At 46.0% G+C, this 22662-nt stretch carries 21 protein-coding genes; 4 read left to right on the top strand and 17 right to left on the bottom strand.

What is annotated here, in order from left to right:
- Window positions 1–55: 55 nt before the first annotated feature.
- Both GXP65_RS17455 and GXP65_RS17450 read right to left on the bottom strand, forming a co-directional pair.
- Window positions 56–904 carry an ion transporter gene (locus GXP65_RS17455; protein ID WP_012128542.1) on the bottom strand — a complete coding sequence of 283 codons (849 nt, stop codon included), beginning with the start codon at window positions 902–904 and terminating at the stop codon, window positions 56–58.
- A 62-nt stretch (window positions 905–966) separates the two neighbouring features.
- On the bottom strand, window positions 967–1605 hold the full coding sequence (locus GXP65_RS17450) for a YchE family NAAT transporter (RefSeq protein WP_162093357.1): 639 nt from the start codon (window positions 1603–1605) through the stop codon (window positions 967–969).
- Between the two features lie 651 nt (window positions 1606–2256).
- Here GXP65_RS17450 and adhE point away from each other — a divergent pair.
- On the top strand, window positions 2257–4959 hold the full coding sequence (gene adhE, locus GXP65_RS17445; RefSeq protein ID WP_045377306.1) for a bifunctional acetaldehyde-CoA/alcohol dehydrogenase: 2703 nt from the start codon (window positions 2257–2259) through the stop codon (window positions 4957–4959).
- Between the two features lie 143 nt (window positions 4960–5102).
- On the opposite strand, the gene GXP65_RS17440 is transcribed toward adhE, so the two are convergent.
- From GXP65_RS17440 to sodB, 3 genes are all read right to left on the bottom strand, one after another.
- Window positions 5103–5846, bottom strand: a complete 744-nt coding sequence (locus GXP65_RS17440) for an SDR family oxidoreductase (RefSeq protein WP_051117179.1) — start codon at window positions 5844–5846, stop codon at window positions 5103–5105.
- 134 nt (window positions 5847–5980) lie between these two features.
- Entirely contained in the window at window positions 5981–6484 is a 504-nt protein-coding gene (locus tag GXP65_RS17435; protein WP_162093356.1) for a VC2046/SO_2500 family protein, read from the bottom strand.
- Window positions 6485–6640: 156 nt separating this feature from the next.
- Complete coding sequence (sodB, locus tag GXP65_RS17430; protein ID WP_005536241.1) at window positions 6641–7225, bottom strand: superoxide dismutase [Fe]; 585 nt, start codon at window positions 7223–7225, stop codon at window positions 6641–6643.
- A 243-nt stretch (window positions 7226–7468) separates the two neighbouring features.
- Between sodB and GXP65_RS17425 the strand changes: the two genes are divergently transcribed.
- Window positions 7469–7804 carry a Grx4 family monothiol glutaredoxin gene (locus GXP65_RS17425; protein WP_009707292.1) on the top strand — a complete coding sequence of 112 codons (336 nt, stop codon included), beginning with the start codon at window positions 7469–7471 and terminating at the stop codon, window positions 7802–7804.
- 75 nt (window positions 7805–7879) lie between these two features.
- Window positions 7880–8509: a DsbA family protein gene (locus GXP65_RS17420; RefSeq protein WP_162093355.1), complete on the top strand. Its 630-nt coding sequence runs from the start codon at window positions 7880–7882 to the stop codon at window positions 8507–8509.
- 89 nt (window positions 8510–8598) lie between these two features.
- On the opposite strand, the gene GXP65_RS17415 is transcribed toward GXP65_RS17420, so the two are convergent.
- Window positions 8599–9924 carry a Na+/H+ antiporter family protein gene (locus GXP65_RS17415; RefSeq protein ID WP_005430775.1) on the bottom strand — a complete coding sequence of 442 codons (1326 nt, stop codon included), beginning with the start codon at window positions 9922–9924 and terminating at the stop codon, window positions 8599–8601.
- 28 nt (window positions 9925–9952) lie between these two features.
- Window positions 9953–10597 (bottom strand): ribonuclease T, encoded by a 645-nt coding sequence (gene rnt / locus GXP65_RS17410; protein ID WP_005439693.1) that lies wholly within the window; start codon window positions 10595–10597, stop codon window positions 9953–9955.
- Window positions 10598–10903: 306 nt separating this feature from the next.
- Between rnt and GXP65_RS17405 the strand changes: the two genes are divergently transcribed.
- Window positions 10904–11785, top strand: a complete 882-nt coding sequence (locus tag GXP65_RS17405; protein ID WP_045377297.1) for an OmpA family protein — start codon at window positions 10904–10906, stop codon at window positions 11783–11785.
- A 123-nt stretch (window positions 11786–11908) separates the two neighbouring features.
- On the opposite strand, the gene GXP65_RS17400 is transcribed toward GXP65_RS17405, so the two are convergent.
- The 10 genes from GXP65_RS17400 to pflB all read right to left on the bottom strand — a co-directional run bounded on the left by GXP65_RS17400 (window position 11909) and on the right by pflB (window position 22549).
- Complete coding sequence (locus tag GXP65_RS17400) at window positions 11909–12343, bottom strand: DUF2753 domain-containing protein (RefSeq protein WP_005536418.1); 435 nt, start codon at window positions 12341–12343, stop codon at window positions 11909–11911.
- 137 nt (window positions 12344–12480) lie between these two features.
- Window positions 12481–12897, bottom strand: a complete 417-nt coding sequence (gloA, locus tag GXP65_RS17395) for a lactoylglutathione lyase (RefSeq protein WP_005536423.1) — start codon at window positions 12895–12897, stop codon at window positions 12481–12483.
- 31 nt (window positions 12898–12928) lie between these two features.
- On the bottom strand, window positions 12929–13570 hold the full coding sequence (gene nth, locus GXP65_RS17390) for an endonuclease III (RefSeq protein ID WP_005536424.1): 642 nt from the start codon (window positions 13568–13570) through the stop codon (window positions 12929–12931).
- Window positions 13571–13649: 79 nt separating this feature from the next.
- Window positions 13650–14342, bottom strand: coding sequence for an electron transport complex subunit E (locus GXP65_RS17385; protein ID WP_010449409.1), 693 nt, complete (start codon window positions 14340–14342; stop codon window positions 13650–13652).
- A complete protein-coding gene (gene rsxG / locus GXP65_RS17380; protein WP_005536427.1) occupies window positions 14335–14973 on the bottom strand; it encodes an electron transport complex subunit RsxG in 639 nt (212 codons plus the stop codon). Before rsxG ends, GXP65_RS17385 begins: the two co-directional genes overlap by 8 nt.
- Before the next feature lie 7 nt (window positions 14974–14980).
- Window positions 14981–16027 carry an electron transport complex subunit RsxD gene (rsxD, locus tag GXP65_RS17375; RefSeq protein ID WP_050919267.1) on the bottom strand — a complete coding sequence of 349 codons (1047 nt, stop codon included), beginning with the start codon at window positions 16025–16027 and terminating at the stop codon, window positions 14981–14983.
- Window positions 16027–18756 carry an electron transport complex subunit RsxC gene (gene rsxC, locus GXP65_RS17370; protein WP_162093354.1) on the bottom strand — a complete coding sequence of 910 codons (2730 nt, stop codon included), beginning with the start codon at window positions 18754–18756 and terminating at the stop codon, window positions 16027–16029. Before rsxC ends, rsxD begins: the two co-directional genes overlap by 1 nt.
- An 8-nt stretch (window positions 18757–18764) precedes the next feature.
- Entirely contained in the window at window positions 18765–19358 is a 594-nt protein-coding gene (gene rsxB / locus GXP65_RS17365) for an electron transport complex subunit RsxB (protein ID WP_005439677.1), read from the bottom strand.
- Between the two features lie 3 nt (window positions 19359–19361).
- Window positions 19362–19940 (bottom strand): electron transport complex subunit RsxA, encoded by a 579-nt coding sequence (rsxA, locus tag GXP65_RS17360; protein ID WP_005425202.1) that lies wholly within the window; start codon window positions 19938–19940, stop codon window positions 19362–19364.
- A 311-nt stretch (window positions 19941–20251) separates the two neighbouring features.
- Complete coding sequence (gene pflB / locus GXP65_RS17355) at window positions 20252–22549, bottom strand: formate C-acetyltransferase (protein WP_162093353.1); 2298 nt, start codon at window positions 22547–22549, stop codon at window positions 20252–20254.
- Between the last annotated feature and the right edge of the window lie 113 nt (window positions 22550–22662).

Below are 22662 nucleotides of genomic sequence, written 5' to 3'. Positions count from 1 at the left end.
CCGATTCCCGATTCCCGATTCCCGATTCCCGATTCCCGATTCCCGATTCCCGATTTTATTCTTCCTCGTCCGCGCTCACGACGCGATTATCAGGATCCGCCAACTCGCTACCACAATGCTTACAGTGCATCGCATCAGAGTCATGACCAGAGCGATTGCAGTTCGGGCACTTAACCAATTGCTTATGCGCATTCATCTCATTACTCAGTTCTGCGGTGATAATGCCGGTTGGAACCGCAAGTATCGAGTAACCAAGCAACATAGTGAGGGATGCAATGGCTTTACCCAAGTGAGTTTGCGGCACCATGTCGCCATAGCCAACCGTAGTAATAGTTACGATCGCCCAGTAGATGCTTTTCGGAATACTCGTAAAACCGTTGTGGGGCCCCTCAATCACAAAGATCAACGCGCCAAAAATGGTGACCAGAATACCTACAGTACTAAAGAAGATAAGAATCTTACGGCGCGCCATTAAAAGGGAGCGCAACAAGATGTTTGAATCCTGCAGGTAGCGAACCAATTTCAAAATACGGAAGATTCGCATCACACGAAGCAGTCGCACCACGCCCATAAATGAAGCGCCGGGGAAGAATATTGCTAAGTAGGTAGGCAGAATGGCCAGCAAGTCGACGACGCCATAAAAGCTGGTGGCGTAAGACTTAGGTTTTGGGGAACAGTAGAGTCTTAACAGGTATTCGACAGTGAATATGGCAGTAAAGGTGTACTCAATGTAACGCAGCTCACGTGACCATTCCGTCATGACCGATGGCAGTGACTCTAGGATGAGAACTAATAACGAGGTAATGATCGCGATAATAAGCGCAATATCGAAGGCGCGTCCGGCACGTGTGTGGGTACCGAAGATGATGACGTATAAATGATGCTTAATAGACTTGCGAGGCATGATGTTGCACTGTCAGCGTTAAAATGAAACGAATTGCAACATCATACCAGAAGTTTGGAAGCTTAGGCTAAGCCGGGGAAGAGGTTTCTTAGGCCGTTTGCGATGAACTCGATACCCAATGCACCTAGGATAAGACCCATGATACGCGTGATTACGTTGATACCCGTCTGGCCAAGGAAACGTACGATCAAAGGTGCAGAACGGAACAGTAGCCACGAGCAGAAACAAAACAACATGATGGTAACGCTAATGCCAACTGTGTCGAGTGCGCTTGGGTAGCGTGCACCATATACGATGGTTGAGCTGATTGCGCCAGGGCCTGCCATTAATGGCATCGCCAGTGGCACTACGCCAATCTGTTCACGACTTACATACTCAGTCTTTTCTTGTTTGTTCTGCTTATCTTCACCCAGTTTACCGCTCATCATTGAGAACGCGATGCTCAGAAGTAGCAAGCCGCCAGCAACACGGAAAGAGTCCAGCGAGATGCTGAACATATCCAGCAGTAACTGACCAGCAAAAAGAGAAATGATCAAAATCACTGCAACAGCAACGTTTGCTGTCGTGGCGGTTTTGCTTTTCTCTTCTGGAGTCATATGTCCGGTTAGGGACACGAACACTGGCATGATACCAACAGGGTTCACTGCTGCGACCAAACCTAAGAAAAACTGTAGGAAAATAGCTAACTCTAAAGTCTGCATGTTGCTTACTCGTAAACGTTCACAATAGTGAAAAAGAGAGGGGGTAATTTTAGGCGGTAATGTAAGGCAAAACTGCGGCTGGAAGAAATGAAAAAAACTAACGTATTTGGGCTAGTATTTGTGAGAAAAACTAATTATTGAAGAAAATGTATTCAATCTGGAAACGAATTGTTACGTAGAAAGTTGGTGAGAGAGCATACTGATTTACACAAACGTTAACATTCGCACATTTTTCGCAAAAATAAAGGTGGTTTGTAGAGAGATAAGACGTATTCGATATACTCTCAGTAGCACAAAAATTAGGGTCCACATGTAATTTTGTTGGCTAAAAATGAAACTTTTTTACAGATTGTTGTTGTTTCTTTTAGTTTTTAGTTCGTTTGCTTCTTTTTTGTTCAATAAAAAATGAAGTTTAATTTATTTGTTTATCAATGGGTTATGTGGTTTTGTTGTGGTAAACCACTACTTTGGGGGTATTTCAGTTGTGAGAACTGATCCAAGTCAATTTTTTTCACACTCTGAAATATTATACTCAGCCCTGAAAGCAATTTACTAAGATGGTTGTTAGTTAAGTCGCTGATAAACAGTAAAAACGAAAGACAATAGCCTTACTAAAAAGTTTTTAATATTTATTATTTTAGGAGATCCACCATGCCTGTAACTAACTTAGCTGAACTAGATGCTCTAGTAGCACGCGTTAAAGCAGCACAAGAAGAGTTCGCAACATTTTCTCAAGAGAAAGTAGACGCAATCTTCCGCGCAGCTTCACTTGCAGCTAACCATGCTCGTATTCCACTAGCACAACAAGCAGTTGCTGAATCTGGAATGGGTATTGTTGAAGATAAGGTAATCAAAAACCACTTCGCTTCAGAATTTATCTACAACAAATACAAAGACGAAAAAACATGTGGCATCCTAGAAGAAGATGACAACCTAGGCACAATGACTATCGCTGAGCCTGTAGGTATCATCTGTGGTATCGTTCCAACGACTAACCCAACTTCTACAGCAATCTTCAAATCTCTAATTTCTCTAAAAACTCGTAACGGCATCATCTTCTCGCCACACCCACGTGCGAAGAACTCAACTAACGATGCAGCGAAACTAGTTCTAGACGCAGCAGTTGCAGCTGGTGCTCCAAAAGACATCATCGGTTGGATCGACCAACCATCTGTAGAGCTTTCTAACGCTCTTATGAAGCACGACGGCATCGCTCTTATCCTTGCAACTGGTGGTCCAGGCATGGTTAAAGCAGCTTACTCTTCTGGTAAGCCAGCAATCGGTGTAGGTGCAGGTAACGTTCCTGTAGTTATCGATGAAACAGCTGACATCAAACGTGCTGTTGCTTCTATCCTAATGTCTAAAACTTTCGATAACGGCGTAGTATGTGCTTCTGAGCAAGCTGCAATCGTAGTTAGCGAAGTGTACGACGAAGTGAAAGAGCGTTTCGCTTCTCACAAAGCTCACGTTCTATCTAAAGCTGATGCTGATAAAGTACGTAAAGTACTTCTTATCGACGGCGCGCTAAACGCGAAAATCGTAGGTCAACCTGCTCCAGCAATCGCTGAAATGGCTGGCGTTAAAGTTCCTGCTGACACTAAAGTTCTTGTAGGTGAGGGTCTAGGTAAAGTTTCTTACGATGATGAGTTCGCTCACGAGAAACTATCTCCAACTCTAGGTCTATTCCGTGCTGACAACTTCGAAGACGCAGTTGCTCAAGCGGTAACAATGGTTGAAATCGGTGGTATCGGTCACACATCTGGTCTTTACACTAACCAAGACGTTAACGCAGACCGCATCCGTTACTTCGGTGACAAGATGAAGACTGCACGTATCCTTGTAAACATCCCGACTACTCACGGTGGTATCGGTGACCTTTACAACTTCAACGTAGCACCTTCTCTAACTCTAGGTTGTGGTTCTTGGGGTGGTAACTCTATCTCTGAGAACGTAGGTCCTAAGCACCTTATCAACAAGAAAACTGTAGCTAAGCGAGCTGAAAACATGTTGTGGCACAAACTACCTAAGTCTATCTACTTCCGTCGTGGTAGCCTTCCAATCGCAATGAGCGACCTAGAAGGTAAGAAACGCGCATTCCTAGTAACTGACCGTTTCCTATTCAACAACGGTTACGCTGATGAAGTAGTTAAACTGCTTAAAGAGCAAGGCATCGAAGTTCAAACATTCTTCGACGTAGAAGCGGATCCAACACTATCTGTTGTTGAGAAAGGTGCAGAAGCAATGAAGAGCTTCCAACCTGACGTAATCCTAGCTCTAGGTGGTGGTTCTCCAATGGACGCTGCTAAGATCATGTGGGTAATGTACGAGCACCCAGAAACTCACTTCGAAGAACTAGCAATGCGCTTTATGGACATCCGTAAACGTATCTACAAGTTCCCTAAAATGGGTAAGAAAGCTGAACTTGTATGTATCACTACAACTTCAGGTACTGGTTCAGAAGTTACGCCATTCGCGGTTGTTACAGACGACAAGACTGGTGCTAAGTACCCACTAGCTGACTACGAAATCACGCCAAACATGGCTATCGTTGATGCTAACCTAGTAATGAACATGCCTAAGTCTCTAACAGCATTCGGTGGTTACGATGCAGTAACTCACGCTCTAGAAGCTTACGTATCAGTTCTTGCTAACGAGTACTCAGACGGTCAAGCTCTACAAGCACTTAAGATGCTTAAAGAGTACCTACCTTCAAGCTACGCGAACGGTGCAAACGACCCAATCGCTCGTGAGAAAGTACACAACGCGGCAACTATCGCTGGTATCGCGTTTGCAAACGCATTCCTAGGTGTTTGTCACTCTATGGCGCACAAGATTGGTGCTGAGTTCCACCTACCTCACGGTCTAGCGAACGCTCTACTAATCTCGAACGTTGTACGTTACAACGCGAACGACAACCCAACTAAACAAACTGCGTTCTCTCAATACGACCGTCCACAAGCACGTCGTCGTTACGCTGAAGTTGCTGACCACCTAGGCCTAAGCCAAGAAGGTGACCGTACTGCTCAGAAGATTGAACGTCTACTAGCATGGTTGGACGAGCTGAAAGGCGACCTAGACATCCCAATGTCTATCCAAGCAGCAGGTGTTTCTGAAGCTGACTTCGTAGCGAAACTAGACGAACTAGCTGTTGAAGCGTTCGATGACCAGTGTACAGGTGCTAACCCACGTTACCCTCTAATCACTGAGCTAAAAGAAGTACTAATGGCTTCTTACTACGGTAAAGCGTTCGTTGAAGGCGAAACTTTCGAAGGTACAACTGTTATCAAGAAGAAAGCAGACCAAGTAGCGAAAGAAGCAGCACCAAAAGCTAAGAAAGAAAAAGCTAACGCATAAGTACGACGTTAGTTATGAAGTAGGTTTTCGCTAGCACGAAACTTACAATCGGGAAACTCAAAGCCCCAGTCGAAAGACTGGGGCTTTTTTTGTTTCTCTATTTAGCCGCTTTGCAGCAGAAGGTGATTATCAATCGTGTGGAGTTAGACTTCGGTCGTGACGACGCGTCCGCTAAAGTACTCATTTGCGACAATGTAGGCGGTATTTCTTACCAACTCATCTTGGATTTGAGCCCAATGTCGCTCGTCTAGATCTTCGCTGGTATGGTTTACTGAAGGGATGACGCCACCCACACGAATATTGAAAGGGGTCAGCTCTTTTGCCCAGCTGTAAGTAAAACCAGAGACCAAAGCCGCCATGCTTTCCACACCGGTCAAATCTTCATGGTTGTCATGTGAGATTACATTCACGATAACCCCTTTTTTTTCTCTTGAACGGAATCGTTCTGCGCTGACTTGCCCATAGGTATAGAGAAAGCGAGCCGCAGAAGAAAGGTGATCGATGTACGTACTCATTGGTTCTGGTGCCATCAAGCTCGGCATTGGGGAGCTGGTCCAACAATTAACGATGACGTCGGGGGTTGCGCCTAGCTGTGACTCAATTTGATCGAACAATAGATTGATTGAGGTGGTGTTATCACTACACACGTTTATCGCATAGACCTTGTCGGAGAAGGCGCGGATTTGCTCGTAGCTCGCCTTTAAGGCATGAGGGTTCTGGTCACAGAGCACCAACGTCGCACCAAGGTGGGCAAAGTGGTTGGAACAAGTCCTGCCTAAGACTGAGCCTGCAGACGTAACGAGGATGATTGATTCTTTGATATCCATAGCACCTTCACTGTAATTTCTTGTGTTAAACAATACATCAGTGGTTTGTGCTAACAGCATGGATGAATTTCTTTGAGCTCAGTGTGAAAAGCTTCAAAGTAACGCTTTTGAGTCGGAATTATTGTCTAGGAATTTGTAAGCCGTCACATTTCTGACGTGCTTCAAATGTAAGTGCTTGGAGAAAAAGAAGATCGTTAAGCTTGTACTTGAATTTGATACTGACGTTGAGCCGTCACTAGTTGGTTGTACAAGCCCGCTTCAGGGAGCAACTGCTTATTACGCTCGCCTAGGCTACGACGCTCATGCCCCGAAAGGTTGTGGTAAACCTCTTCTGGCAGATTGAAAGTGTCTTCAGGGAGATAAGTTAGCGCGTCTGGTTTTAGGTAATGGCTCAACTTCGCAGATGGTAAGCCAGCATCATGGAACTGTTTTGCTTGTTCCGCTGCAAGTTCATAGCTGCTGCTATCAGAGCGAAGCGCTTGAGGCTGAGACAGCCCAAATTGCTGGCGAAGAATGTCGTCACTGGTGATGACTTCTTGTACTTCTTCAACTGGAACCACATCTCGAACATCATTCGAAAACATAGATAGAATTAACGAGAAATCAGCGCGACGGCCTTCGTGCACGGCATGGTTGATACCATTACCGAACTGAAGTTCGTTGATGATTGCTGCTTTGTCTAAAGTATGGATTTGCATGGTGTTCCTCGCTTGATGCACTTTTAACGGCAACAGAAGGAAGAACTTTAGGGAAAAGAGGGGATTAATTGAAGAAATAGGTTTGAGAAGCAATAAAAAAGCCCGCAGTAATGCGAGCTTTTAACTATGACTAAATTGAACTTAGGGGGAAGTAAATTACTTCGCTAGGTTCTCAGCTACGAAGTCCCAGTTTACAAGAGCCCAGAAGCCGTTCATGTAATCAGGACGTACGTTGCGGTAATCGATGTAGTACGCGTGTTCCCACAGGTCAACAGTTAGAAGTGGAGTAGTACCTTCTTCTGTTAGTGGTGTTGCTGCGTTAGAAGTGTTAACGATTTCTAGAGAACCGTCAGCTTTCTTAACTAGCCAAGTCCATGAAGAACCGAAGTTGTTGATTGCTGCGTCAGTGAACTTCGCTTTGAATTCTTCGAAAGAACCGAATGCTGCGTTGATTGCTTCAGCAACTGCGCCAGTTGGTTCGCCGCCCGCGTTTGGCGCTAGACAGTGCCAGTAGAACGTGTGGTTCCAGATCTGTGCTGCGTTGTTGAATACGCCACCAGTAGAAGTCTTGATGATTTCTTCTAGTGTTTTGCCTTCGAACTCAGTACCAGGGATAAGACCGTTTAGCTTAACAACGTAAGTGTTGTGGTGCTTACCGTGGTGGAAATCTAGAGTCTCTGCAGAGATGTGTGGTTCTAGTGCGTCTTTCGCGTAAGGAAGAGCTGGTAGTTCAAATGCCATTGCTCGATTCTCCATAGATATGAAAGGGTTACCTTTCGATTGCTTCCAGTGTTTTTATTTATATGTAGTCGTTACGACTGACTTGAGAAGTATTTTAGCAAGTTTTTACTTTATTAAAACCCCGATATGAAAATATTTTAAGATACCAAGGCTAAAAACTTACTAATTATATGGTTTTTATTCTGTGGTTATTGAGTAGAATGTGGCAAATAATTAAAGTTCACATCCATGAATGAGGAAGCGATGGAAACTATCGATAAAATCAAACAGCAGATCTCTGAAAACACAATCCTGCTGTACATGAAAGGATCACCGAAACTGCCTAGCTGTGGTTTCTCTTCTCAAGCTGCACAAGCGCTAATGGCATGTGGCGAGAAGTTCGCTTACGTAGACATTCTACAAAACCCAGACATCCGCGCTGAGCTACCAAAATACGCTCAATGGCCAACATTCCCACAACTATGGGTTGAAGGCGAGCTGATCGGTGGTTGTGACATCATTTTGGAAATGTTCCAAAAAGGTGAACTTCAGCCTCTTATCAAAGAAGCTGCAGCACGCGTTGAAGGTGACGCTGAGTAATTCGTAAATACTCACATTTGGCGATAGAATACAAAGGAGCCGCATTGGCTCCTTTTTCTTTTTTAGGTTAGTGGAATGAACTTGAAGCTTTACTACGTACATGATCCAATGTGCAGCTGGTGTTGGGGTTACAAACCAACCATCGAAAAATTGAAGCAGCAACTGCCGGGTGTGATTCAGTTTGAGTATGTTGTGGGTGGGCTTGCGCCAGATACTAATCTGCCAATGCCTCCGGAAATGCAGCAAAAAATTGAGCAGATTTGGAAGCAAATTGAAAGCCAGCTTGGTACCAAGTTTAACTACGAATTCTGGACGTTGTGTACGCCAGTGCGCAGCACTTACCAATCTTGCCGCGCTGTTATTGCCGCAGGCTTCCAAGACTCTTATGAGCAAATGCTAGAAGCGATTCAACACGCTTACTACTTACGTGCGATGCCGCCTCATGAAGAAGCAACGCACTTGCAACTAGCACGAGAGATTGGCTTAAACGTTCAGCAGTTTAAGAACGATATGGATGGCACTTTGCTGGAAGGTGTTTTCCAAGACCAATTGAGTCTTGCTAAGAGTTTAGGTGTTAACTCTTACCCGAGTCTGGTACTGCAAATTAACGACGCTTACTTCCCAATTGAAGTAGATTATGTGTCGACAGAAAACACGTTGAAGCTCATTCGCGAACGTATTATCGACAATATGCCAGCGCAGTAAGTTGAAACCGATTTTCTAAAAAACAGACAACAAAAAGCCGCTCATTGAGCGGCTTTTTCGTAACGAATTGTATCCATCCGATGATGCGATTACAGCACCATTGCAGCAATCCAACCAAAGATGATCAGAGGGATGTTGTAGTGGATAAATGTCGGTACTACGGTTTCCCAAATGTGTTCGTGCTGACCGTCTGCGTTTAGGCCTGATGTTGGACCTAACGTTGAGTCTGAAGCAGGAGAGCCGGCATCACCAAGAGCAGCGGCCGTACCAACAAGGGCGATAGTTGCCATTGGTGAGAAGCCGAATGCGAGTGATAGCGGAACATAGATAGTCGCAAGGATTGGAATCGTAGAGAACGATGAGCCGATGCCCATTGTTACCAACAAACCAACGATAAGCATCAATAGTGCTGCAAGAGGTTTGTTGTCACCGATGCTGGTTGATAGCGATTGTACAAGCGTCTCAACGCCGCCAGTTTGCTTCATTACTGCAGCGAAACCTGCCGCCGCAATCATGATGAAGCCAATCATTGCCATCATGTGAACACCTTTAGTGAACACATCGTGCGTCTCTTTCCACGCGATAACGCCGCCGAAAGTGAATACCATGAAGCCAGCTAATGCACCAATGATCATCGAGCCTGTGTAAAGCTGAACGCTTAACGCTGCGATAATACCCAAGCCTGCAACCATGATGTGCTTCTTATTTAGCTTCGCTTCAGATTCTTGAACAACGGTCAGTTCAGTTTCTTTGTATTCGCGAGGTTTGCGGTAGCTAAAGAAGATTGCCGTCAGAAGACCAAACAGCATACCAGCACCTGGCAATAGCATTGCAGTAGGAACTTGGCTTGCCACAACATCGGTTAGACCGTTGTCATGCAGATTCTTTAGAAGGATATTGTTAAGGAAGATACCACCAAAGCCGATAGGCAGAACCATGTATGGTGTGATCAAACCAAAGGTAAGCACACAAGCAACTAAACGACGGTCCAGCTTCAGCTTAGCGAATACGCCCAAAAGAGGTGGGATCAAAATTGGAATGAAGGCGATATGTACCGGAATCACGTTTTGAGATGACATGGTTACAAGTACAAGAGCAACCAATACTGCGTATTTTAGACCCGTAGTCGACGCAGAGCTCTCTTTACCATTTAGGCGCTTGATAACGCTCTTTGCAAGAAGGTCAGTGATGCCAGAGCGAGAAATTGCAACAGCGAAAGTACCTAGCATTGCGTAGCTCAGTGCGATAGTCGCACCGCCGCCTAGGCCACTTTCAAATGCGGCAACCGTATCCCCAAGGCTCATGCCAGCAACAAGGCCACCAACGATGGCACTAAACGTGAGGGCAACCACCACGTTTACGCGCATCAATGCTAACACGAGCATGACGCACACAGATATAACGACAGGATTCATACTTTTCCTAATATGTTGTGTTTACTTATTATTCTTCGTCGACAAGCGGCCAACCGCCTAGGGCCTTCCATTTGTTGACGATGCCACAGAATAACTCTGCAGTTTGTTGTGTATCGTAGAGGGCTGAGTGTGCCTCACGATTGTCGAATTCCATCCCTGCAGCTTTACATGCTTTAGCGAGAACAGTTTGACCATAAGCAAGCCCACTTAATGTTGCGGTATCAAAAGTGGCAAATGGATGGAAAGGGACTCTTTTGAGTTTGCAGCGCTCATTTGCTGCATTAACAAAACTCAAGTCGAAAGCAGCGTTATGTGCCACCATGATGGCACGGGAACAGTCTGCCGCTTTTTGCTCTTTGCGGATCAGTTTGTAGATTTCTTTGAGTGCTTCTTGTTCTGATACTGCACCGCGAAGAGGGCTGAATGGGTCACGAATGCCATTGAATTCAAGTGCTTCTTTTTCTAAATTCGCGCCTTCGAATGGTTCGATATGAAAATGAATGGTTGAGGCAGGATGCAGATCGCCATTTTCATCCATGCTAAGGGTGACGGCACAGATTTCTAAAAGTGCATCAGTTTGAGCATTGAAACCTGCGGTCTCAACGTCTACTACCACTGGAAAATAACCACGAAAACGCTTTTTCAGGGTCAGAGCTTCATTTTCTATTGTCATGTTGGCTTATATTTGTGTGACGAAGGCTGCATTATTGCAGATTCTACCGATGAGAAAAACCGCAATTTGGGAGAAATGTAAAATTCTATTTCCCGTTAACCAGTAAGGGTTATAACTAAAAACAAGGTTAACGTGCACCTGTTATTCTCGCGATGTTATTTACCATTTTATGCACTTGCCAAAGTGAGCGTTAACTCCTTATATCCCCTTGCAAACTCTATGTTGGCGGGATTTTTGCATTAGTTGGCATGTTTTTAATTGATTCAAGTAAGCGGCAATAGACTGCCGTTTGAGAGAAGTACCTAGATGAATAAATGGCTAGTAACCAGTGGTGTCCTGATGTCTTTACTCAGCGCAAACAGCTTTGCGTCGATGGGAAAGCGCTACGTTGCCACACCGCAGCAATCACAGTGGGAAATGGTGATGAATACGCCGTTGGAGTGTCAGCTTGTACATCCAATCCCAGGATTTGGTGACGCGGTATTTTCATCTCATGCAAGTAAAAAAATCAATTTGGATTTTGAATTGAAGATGCTCCGCCCTATGGGTGAAACGCGCAATGTCAGTTTGATTTCTATGCCGCCACCTTGGCGTCCGGGAGAGAATGCGGATCGCATTAGTAACCTTAAATTCTTCAAACAGTTTGATGGTTACGTCGGCGGGCAAACCGCGTGGGGCATTCTCTCTGAGCTAGAAAAAGGCCGCTATCCAACGTTTAGCTACCAAGACTGGCAGAGCCGAGATCAGCGTATTGAGGTGGCGCTGTCTTCGGTACTGTTCCAAAACAAATACAACGCCTTTAGCAGCTGCATTGCTAACTTGCTGAAGTACAGCTTTGAAGACATTGCCTTCACGATTCTTCATTATGAGCGTCAAGGTGATCAGTTAACTAAAGCTTCGAAGAAACGTTTAGCGCAAATCGCTGATTACGTTCGCCATAACCAAGATATCGATTTGGTGTTAGTGGCGACATACACAGATTCGACAGATGGTAAAAGTACGAGCCAAAGCTTATCTGAACGACGAGCGGAATCATTGCGCAGTTACTTCGAATCTTTGGGCTTATCTGGGGAGCGTATTCAAGTGCAAGGCTACGGCAAGCGTCGTCCGATTGCAGATAATGGGTCACCAATAGGTAAAGACAAGAACCGTCGCGTGGTGATTTCACTAGGGCGCACCCAGGTTTGATCTTAAATATTCACCAATACAAAAACGCCAGAGTCTGACTCTGGCGTTTTTTATCCTTTTGACGCTGTTTGATTCTATTGGCAGTCGCTTAGAGTTGCTTGCCGCTTAAGCATATAATGAATGTTAGTTTAAGCGGAACTTAGCAATGATTTCGCAATTGGTTGCTGTGTCGATTTTCTCGACCTGCTTTGCGATCACAGGGTTTGGATGGCGCTTCATGAAATCAATGAGGGCCTTAGTACAGCAGCCGATTGAATCAATAAAGCTTGCGCAATCTCTATTTGGACATTGAGGGATCAGCGTCAGCACTTTCTCAGAAGCGAGTTGAAGATATTTGAGCTCATATTCTGTGTCGCCTGCCCAGCGCCAAAATTGGGCAAGGTTGTGGCATGAAATCACCGAAATCAATAATCGCTCGTCGGCTTCTATTTCCACGCATTCGCTAATATCTTCACTCAGGCTAAGGGCTTGCTGGTAATGAAGAATGCTGCGAACAGGGTCATCTAGTTGAAGTGCCGTATCGGCTAGAAGTGTGTGTTTTTCCCATTCACTGATCATTATCGTTATCCCACATGTCGATGTTGGTGGTGAATCTAAACGATAATTATTATCAAGTAAAGTAATTTGTTGATAAAAGAAAGGCAGGTCTCAGACCTGCCTGCAAATAATTGCGAGTTTCAGTAGGAGAGGCTGAGTTAGCCCTCTAGGCCTGCTGATGCTTGTTTATTTTGAATCAGTTCAATCATGTAGCCATCTGGGTCTTTAACGAAAGCGATATGAGTCGTTCCGCCTTTAACTGGGCCCGCTTCGCGAGTCACGTTACCGCCAGCTGCTTTGATTGCGTCGCAAGTTGAGTAGATATCGTCTACGCCAATTGCGATGTGGCCAAATGCAGAGCCTAGGTCGTACTCGGTTTTACCCCAGTTGTAAGTCAGCTCAATCACGGCACCTTGAGACTCATCACCGTAACCAAGGAACGCCAGCGTGTATTCGTACTCTTTGTTTTCATTAGTACGAAGCAACTGCATGCCCATGACTTCAGTGTAGAACTTGATAGATTTGTCTAGATCACCCACGCGCAGCATGGTGTGAAGAATTCGACCGTTTGACATTATTTGCTCCTAGCGATTGTTTCAGACGGGGTTATTCGTCTGGGTACACTTTTTCTTTGAATTCACACAGATCTTCGATGATACAGCTGCCACAGCGAGGCTTTCTCGCCACACAGGTATAGCGACCATGAAGGATCAGCCAGTGGTGTACATCAAGCTTAAACTCTTTTGGCACCACTTTAAGAAGTTTTTCTTCTACGTCGTCTACGGTTTTACCCATCGCAAATTTTGTACGGTTGGAAACACGATAGATGTGCGTGTCCACCGCGATAGTTGGCCAACCGAAGGCGGTATTCAGTACCACGTTAGCGGTTTTACGACCTACACCCGGCAAAGCTTCAAGTGCTGCACGATCTTCTGGCACTTCGCCGTTGTGCTTCTCTAGCAAGATCTTACAAGTCTTGATGGTGTTTTCGGCTTTTGAATTAAACAGACCGATGGTTTTGATGTATTCCTTTAAACCATCGACACCTAAATCAAGAATGCCTTGTGGTGTGTTCGCTACAGGGTAAAGCTTGTCTGTTGCTTTGTTTACGCTTACGTCCGTCGCCTGCGCAGAAAGCAGTACGGCGATAAGCAACTCAAACGGTGTGCTCCAGTTAAGCTCCGTCTGAGGATTGGGATTGTTTTCTCGGAGTCGTTCGAGAATTTCAATTCTTTTGACTTTGTTCATTGCTGACTTCCAAACCCGTCTTTGCGGTTTATGAAAAAGGCCCTACGAGTGGTAGAGCCTTGATTTTAGAATTCTTATATTATGCGTTAGTTACGCGAGCACGCTCAATGGCTGGTTTTTCTTCTTTCGGCTGACGTGCCTGAATTGAGCTGTCGATAACGTTTTTCAACGCAATCAAAAGTCCTACGCCAATGAAAGCCCCCGGCGGCAATAATGCCAATAGGAAGCTGCTATCGAAGTGGAAAACCTGAATACGTAGTGCGGCGGCCCAGTCACCCAATAATAGGTCTGCGCCATCAAATAGAGTACCGTTACCGATAAGCTCACGCATAGCACCAAGTACAACCAATACCGTTGTCATACCTAGTCCCATCCAGAAACCGTCTAGTGCTGCTGGCAATGGATCATTCTTCGATGCGTAAGCTTCCGCACGGCCAATGATAATACAGTTAGTTACGATCAGTGGGATGAAGATGCCCAGAGATAGATACAGTCCGTAGGCATAAGCGTTCATCAAGAGTTGAACACAAGTTACCAAGGCGGCGATGATCATAACGAAAACCGGAATACGGATTTCCTTTGGTACGTAGTTACGAATCAGTGAAACTGTCAGGTTAGAACCGACAAGCACCAACAAAGTCGCAATACCCAAACCAAGGGCGTTGGTAATGGTCGAAGAAACCGCAAGTAGAGGACACAAACCCAGAAGTTGTACTAGGGCAGGGTTGTTGCTCCACATGCCGTTTTTCATTAGCAGTTTATTTTCACTCATGGTTGCCTCCTGCGCAGTCTAGGGGCTGATTTAGAATCTCATCACGAGACTTATTTACGTAGTTTACTGTGTTTCTCACCGCTTTCACTACAGCACGAGGGGTAATGGTTGCGCCAGTAAACTGATCGAAATCGCCACCATCTTTACGAACTCGCCAAGAATTCCAGTTACTTTCTGTTACTTGCTTGCCTGTGAAGCTCAAGATCCAATCCGTAACGCGTAAATCAATTTTATCACCCAATCCCGGTGTTTCTTGATGGCTTAGGATACGAGTACCGAGGATCTTGCCTTGGTTATCGATGCCAGTGATGATTTTGATTTCACCGTTGTAGCCATCTGGTGCGATGGACTCAATCGCCATTGCCGTCGGTTGGCCATCTTTAGTCGCAATGTAAGTTGGCATCGAGCGAACTGTGCCTAGGTCGGGCGCAGATACCATAGTACATGCCGCGACAAGGTTGTTGTCATGCATTTCTTCTGGAATCACTTGGTTAAGAACCGACAGCAATTGCTTTTGTTCCTGAAGCTTAATTTGATCTTTTGTTAGGTACTGAGTCAGTGCCACAAGACCGGTTGTAGCACAGGCGAAGATCGCCAATGTCAGACCATTTTTTCTAATAGCGGTTAACATGTTTACCTCAGTGACCGTAAGTTCTTGGTTTGGTGTAGTAGTCGATCAACGGTACACACATATTGGCAAGCAGAACGGCGAATGCAACGCCATCTGGGAACCCACCCCAACTACGAATAATGAATACCAACGCACCGATCAGAGCGCCGAAAATCAAGCGACCTTTCACAGTCGTTGACGCTGAAACAGGGTCGGTAGCGATAAAGAACGCGCCTAACATCGTTGCACCTGATAGTAGGTGGAAGATTGGTGACGCGGTTTCTCCCGGCATGATCAAGCTAAATACGGTACTAAACAGTGCCAAACTACCTAGGAAACCAATAGGAATGTACCATTGGATGATGCGTTTTTTGATCATCACTAGGCCACCAACCAAGTAAGCTAGGTTTACCCATTGCCAACCGATACCCGCAAGGCCACCAAACATTGGTTGTGATAGCACCTCACTTGGCGTTGCACCAGTATGAATACCAGTTTTGAATGCATCTAATGGGGTTGCCATTGTTACGCCATCCACACCAGCGCGAACTTGTTGCAGTGACAAACCATCAAAGTCATAGCCAGTGAAGATCAGAGACAACGCGTCTGCAAAAGTCACGTGCTCAGACATCAATGAAACAGGCGCGCTCCAACTTGTCATTTGGACAGGGAAGGAGATAAGCAATACAACGTAAGCGACCATTGCTGGGTTAAATAGGTTTTGGCCAATACCACCGTATAAGTGCTTTGCAATAACGATGGCAAAAATCAAACCGATAACCATGATCCACCAAGGGGACCATGGTGGGATTGCTACGGCTAATAGCCATGCTGTCACGATGGCACTGTTATCACGCAGCGCACGCATTGGAGAACGCTTACGCACAAGCATGACTAATGCTTCAAGTGACACTGCGACCGCGATAGCGAACACGAGTTGAATGATAGTTCCCCAACCAAAGAAGTAGGTTTGAGCTACTAAGCCAGGAATAGCGCACAGAGCTACCCATTTCATCAAATCAGGCGTGCTGCGACGACTGTGAGCGTGTGGTGAACTGGCAATAAAAAACGACATTACTCGTTCTCCTCAGTATTGTTCTTATTCGCTTCTTGCTGAGCTTTACGTGCTTTAGCGCGAGCAATGGCAGCGGCAACAGCAGCTTTCTTTGGATCCAGTTCTGGCTCTTCAGAAGGAGCTTCCGCTTCAACAGATTCTGTTTGTGCTTCCTGCTGCGCTTTACGTGCTTTAGCACGAGCAATGGCTGCGGCAACAGCAGCTTTCTTCGGATCCACTTCCGGCTCTTCAGAAGGCGTTTCTTCAACAGATTCTGTTTGTGCCTCTTGCTGCGCTTTACGCGCTTTAGCACGAGCAATAGCTGCGGCAACCGCGGCTTTCTTCGGATCTTCAGCTTGTTCAGCAGGTGTTTCCGCTACTGTTGATTCAGTAGAACCTTCTTGCTGAGCTTTGCGTGCCTTAGCGCGAGCAATGGCAGCGGCAACAGCGGCTTTCTTTGGATCTTCTGCTTGTTCTGCAGGTGCTTCCGTTTCTACAGATTCAGTAGAGCCTTCTTGCTGAGCTTTACGTGCCTTAGCACGAGCAATAGCTGCTGCAACAGCCGCTTTCTTCGGATCTTCAGCTTGTTCAGCAGGCGCATCCGTTTCTGCAGACTCAGTAGAACCTTCTTGCTGAGCTTTACGTGCCTTAGCGCGAGCAATGGCAGCGGCAACTGCTGCTTTCTTTGGATCTTCAGATTGTTCTGCTGGTGTTTCCGCTTCTGCAGATTCCGCAGAGTCTTCTTGCTGAGCTTTGCGCGCTTTTGCACGAGCAATCGCTGCAGCAACAGCTGCTTTCTTCGGATCTTCCGCTTGTTCTGCAGGCACTTCAGCTTCTACAGATTCGGTTGAATCTGCTTGTTGTGCTTTTTTCGCTTTAGCTCTGGCGATAGCTGCCGCGACGGCTGCTTTCTTGTCACCAGATTCAGCAGGTGTTGATGCGTCTGCTTGTTGAGCTTTCTTCGCCTTAGCACGGGCAATCGCTGCTGCAACCGCTGACTTCTTGTCGTCAGCATTATCCGTGGATGCGTCGCCTTGTTCTTTTTGCGCTTTGCGTTCGCGAGCAAGACGTTTGCGTTCTTCGCGTAGCTTAGCCATTTCTGAGTTATCAGGCTCAGCTGCACCAGATTGAGCTGCTGCAGCTTGTTTCGCTTTCGCTTTGGCAATCGCGGCTGCAACCGCAGGTTTCACTGCTGGCTCGGCTTTCGCTTCAGTATTCTCTTTCTGTGCTTTCACGCGAGCGATGGCTGCGGAAATTGCATCGTCACCGCCAGAGGCTTTCATGTCTTTACGACGATCATCTGCGGCTTTCTTAAAGCGATTTTCACGTTCTGCTTTTTCGCGTTCCATACGCGCTTTCTTCTCTTCAAAGCGCAGCTTAGCTCGTTCAGCGGCTGCCGCTTCTTGAGCGCGTGTACGGATTTCAGCTTTCGCTTGACGATAGTATTGAACCAGTGGAATTTCACTTGGGCACACAAACGCGCACGCGCCACATTCAATACAGTCTTTTAAGTTCAGCTCTTCGAGCTTTTCGTATTCTTGGCTTTTTGCATACCACTGAAGCTGCTGTGGCAATAGCGATGCAGGGCACGCTTCCGCACATTGGCTACAACGGATACATTCCATTTCGTATTGGTCAGAAGCGATCTCACGACGCTTCGGTGCCAGAATACAGTTTGCCGTTTTAGTGATAGGAACCTGAGCGTGGGGGAGGGTAAAGCCCATCATTGGACCGCCCATGATTAGGCGCTGCAGTTTCTTATCTGCTTTATAGCCAAACTCGTCTAACAGTGCTTGTACTGGCGTACCAAGAAGTGTCCAAACGTTACGTGGTTGCTTGAAGGTTTTACCCGTCAGAGTCACGATGCGATTTACTACAGGTTCGCCATCGATCACTGCACGTTTAATTGAGTAGAGAGAACCAACGTTTTGAACTAGGATGCCAATATCCGCAGGGATAGCGCCGCTAGGAACTTCTTTGTTGGTCAAAATCTTGATGAGCTGCTTCTCACCACCAGAAGGGTATTTGGTTGGGATAACGCGGATCACGATGTCTTTGTTCATCGCCGCTTGTTCCAGCGCTTTGATTGCTGCTGGCTTGTTATCTTCAATACCAATGATGGTGAGTTTTGGCTTGAGGATATGCTCGACGATCTCGATACCTTGGATCAGTTCGTCCGCATGTTCCTGCATGAGTTTGTCATCGGCGGTGATGTAAGGCTCACATTCAGCCGCGTTAACGATAAGAATTTCGGTACGTGCAATGCCCGATTGGATCTTCTTGGCCGTTGGGAAGCCTGCGCCACCCATGCCAGAGATACCAGCAAGGCGAATCACATCGATCAACGCATCTGCAGATTCTTGGGTGTAATCGGCTACTGGCGTTTTTTCACACCAAGTATCGTTACCATCTGGCGTAATCACAGCGCACAGTTCGCTTAAACCCGATGGGTGCGCAACAGTGCGTGGCTCAATAGCTGTTACTTGCCCAGAAGTTGGAGCATGAACAGGAACGGTGAAACCACTGTCTGACGCCGTTAGCTGTTGACCTTTCAACACTGTGTCACCAACAGCAATCAATAGATTACCTGCTTTACCGATGTGTTGTTTCAGAGGTAGGACGATTTCCGACGGAATGGCTGCATGAACCAATTCAGTTTTGTTGGATTGCTTTTTGTTTTCTGCCGGATGCACGCCGCCTGGGAAATCCCATAGCGAACCAGTACGAATTTGTTCAATCAAAGACAACATACGAAACCTTATTTAATTGAATCAGTCACGTTCGCTGCATTGGCAGCATCCGTAATGTTAACGACTGGAATGGCGTTAAGCTTCCACTTCCAGCTCTCTGTGGTAGTTTCCACAGGAATCATTTCAATACAGTCAGTTGGGCAAGGCGCAACGCACAAGTCACAACCCGTACATTCGTCTTTGATCACGGTATGAAGGGCTTTGGTACCACCAACAATCGCATCGACAGGACACGCTTGGATACACTTGGTACAACCGATACACATGTCTTCATGGATGAAAGCAACGGTTTTGACTTTGCTGTCGAGATCGTGTGCCGACTCTTCCGCTTCAACGCCCATCAGATCTGCCAGTTTCTCGATCGTCGCTTGACCACCTGGAGGACACTTATTGATTTTGTCGCCGTTAGCGATCGCTTCAGCGTATGGACGACAACCTGGGTAGCCACACTGACCACACTGAGTTTGCGGGAGAATAGAGTCGATTTGATCGACAATTGGATCCGCTTCGACTTTGAAGCGAATCGATGCAAAACCGAGTATCGCTCCGAAAACCGCGGCGAGGGCAGCAAGAGCGATGATCGCAATTAAAATCGTACTCATCGTTTACTTCACCAAACCTGTAAAGCCCATAAAGGCGAGAGACATAAGGCCTGCGGTGATCATCGCAATCGATGCGCCTTTAAATGGCACAGGTACGTCAGCGGCGGCAATACGTTCACGCATTGACGCAAATAGGATCAGTACCAAGGAGAAGCCAACCGCTGCGCCAAAACCGTAAATGATCGATTCGATAAAGTTGTGGTTCTCGTTGATGTTAAGTAGAGCAACACCTAGAACCGCACAGTTCGTTGTGATCAGAGGTAGGAAGATACCCAGCAGACGATACAGCGTTGGGCTGGTTTTGTGCACGACCATTTCGGTGAACTGTACAACAACAGCGATCACCAAAATAAAGCTCATGGTTCGTAAATATTCGATGCCCAGTGGACGCAAAACATAGCTTTCCACCAAGTATGCACACACAGACGCGAGCGTTAGTACAAAAGTTGTAGCTAAGCCCATGCCAATTGCTGTTTCCAGTTTTTTAGACACGCCCATAAAAGGACACAAGCCTAAAAACTTCACCAGTACAAAGTTGTTCACCAGCACAGTGCCGACCAACAACAAAATATATTCGGTCATAGTTATTACGTTCTTAAAATCCGATCCCAATATTATCGTGTTTTGTGACCTCAATAACAACCAGAGAACGGTGTGGTTTTATGCACTCGATGGAAAATTATACGTGTATGTGATGTGAGCGGATGAATTAATAAGAAATTGAAAAGTTTGGTGAATGGTTGTTAACAAAGAAAAACGCAATTACCGCCACTGATTTAACGCACGCGTTGTTGATGCTTTTGGTATCACTTCGTATGGTTTGCCAGAAACGACAAAAGCTCATACCCTAATAAGTTAGAGGCATGAGCTTTGATTATTTTACAATCTCACGATTAAAGTTTTTCTGTAAACGTTCGGCTGATCACGTCTTGTTGTTGCTCACGAGTTAGAGAGTTAAAACGTACCGCGTAGCCGGACACTCGAATCGTCAACTGAGGGTATTTCTCTGGATGTTCAACCGCATCCAATAACATCTCTCGGTTCAGAACGTTGACGTTAAGGTGTTGGCCACCTTCAATCGCGACACCCTCGTTGCTTGCTTCGTGATGGAAGTAACCATCCATTAGCGCGGCAAGGTTTTTCTTCTGACTTAATTCATCTTTACCTAGTGCGTTAGGCACAATTGAGAAGGTGTAAGAAATACCATCTTTTGCGTAAGCAAACGGCAGTTTAGATACCGATGCCAAAGACGCAACCGCCCCTTTTTCATCACGACCGTGCATTGGGTTTGCACCAGGGCCAAAAGGCATACCTGCGCGACGGCCATCTGGCGTATTACCTGTTTTTTTGCCGTAAACCACGTTAGATGTGATCGTCAGGATCGATTGAGTTGGCACTGCTTCGCGGTAGGTGTGCATCTTCTGAATTTTCTTCATGAAGCGCTCAACTAGATCACAAGCGATGTCATCAACACGAGCATCGTTGTTACCAAATTTTGGATAATCACCTTCGATTTCAAAATCCACGGCGATGCCATCTTCATCACGAACAGGTTTCACGGTCGCGTATTTAATTGCCGCCAAAGAGTCAGCGACAACAGACAGGCCTGCAATACCACACGCCATAGTGCGGTGCACGTCGCGATCCATCAATGCCATCAGTGATGCTTCGTAGCTGTAACGGTCATGCGAGTAATGGATGATGTTCAACGCTGTCACGTATTGGGTTGCTAGCCATTCCAACATGTTGTCGAAGCGTGGCATCAAAGCGTCAAAGTCGAGAATTTCATCTTGAACTTTGTCCACTACCGGACCCACTTGCGCTTTCGATTTTTCATCGATACCGCCATTGATGGTGTAAAGCAGCGCTTTTGCAAGGTTGGCACGTGCACCAAAGAACTGCATGTGTTGACCAACAATCTGCGGGCTCACACAACATGCAATCGCGTAGTCGTCATTGTCGAAATCAGGACGCATTAGATCGTCGTTTTCGTATTGAACAGAAGAGGTATCAATTGACACTTTTGCAGCGTATTGTTTGAACGCTTCTGGCAATTGCTCTGACCAAAGAATGGTCATGTTTGGTTCAGGTGCAGGGCCCATAGTATGTAGCGTATGTAAGTATCGGAATGTCGTTTTAGATACAAGCGTACGACCATCAACCCCCATACCTGCCATCGCTTCTGTTGCCCAGATTGGGTCGCCAGAGAACAATGAATCGTATTCTGGTGTACGAAGGAAGCGAACCATGCGCAGTTTCATGATGAAATGGTCGATCATCTCTTGCGCTTGTGATTCATCAATCAAGCCATTTTCGATATCACGTTCTAGGTATACGTCTAGGAAAGTCGATGTACGACCTAATGACATTGCTGCGCCATTTTGTGATTTAACTGCGGCCAAGTAACCAAAGTAGGTAAATTGAATCGCTTCTTGCGCTGTTTTTGCAGGTAGCGACATATCAATGCCGTATTTCAAACCCATTTGACGAATGTCTTCAAGTGCTTGAACTTGGTCTGCAATTTCTTCACGTAGACGAAGCGTTTTCTCAAGATCGCCACCGCGCTCTAGGAACGTTTGTGTCGAGTTGTATTGCTCTTTTTTGTCCGCTTTTAAGAAGTCGATACCGTAAAGGGCTATACGGCGGTAGTCACCAATGATACGACCACGGCCATAGGCATCAGGAAGGCCAGTGATGATGCCTGATTTACGACACGCTAGGATTTCTTTGGTGTAAAGGTCGAAACACGCTTTGTTGTGAGTTTTACGGTACTCAGTGAAGATCTTTTCGACTGTTGGATCCAATTCGCGGCCATAAACTTCGCACGAGTTTTTCACCATGCGAATACCACCATTAGCGATGATTGCACGTTTTAGAGGCTGCTCGGTTTGTAAGCCAACGATCTTTTCCAGATCTTTGTTGATGTAACCCGCATCGTGAGAAGTAATCGTTGATGGCAGATCGGTATCGAAATCAACAGGAGCGTGTGTGCGGCTTTCTTGTTTAATGCCTTCAAGCACTTGGTTCCATAATGCTGAAGTGGATGCGCTAACCTCGGCTAAGAAGGACTCGTCTCCCTCATATGGTGTGTAGTTTTTTTGGATGAAGTCACGAGTGTTGACAGAGTTTTGCCACTCACCAGCAGCGAATCCAGCCCATGCGTCTAGCATATCAGTCGTCGGAATAGTCATAAGTAAATCCCTAAGTTATTGATAAATAGAATGGAGGCGACGAGTAGGACGGAACCATTCTTAACCCTGTCAATCGTATGGATTTAATCTGTATGAGTAAAATGAATGCTTTT

Source organism: Vibrio sp. LB10LO1, from assembly GCF_010092875.1.
Lineage (GTDB): Bacteria > Pseudomonadota > Gammaproteobacteria > Enterobacterales > Vibrionaceae > Vibrio > Vibrio campbellii.
Note: the sequence above shows the minus strand (reverse complement) of the source record. Positions and strands in the feature narration are given on the sequence as shown.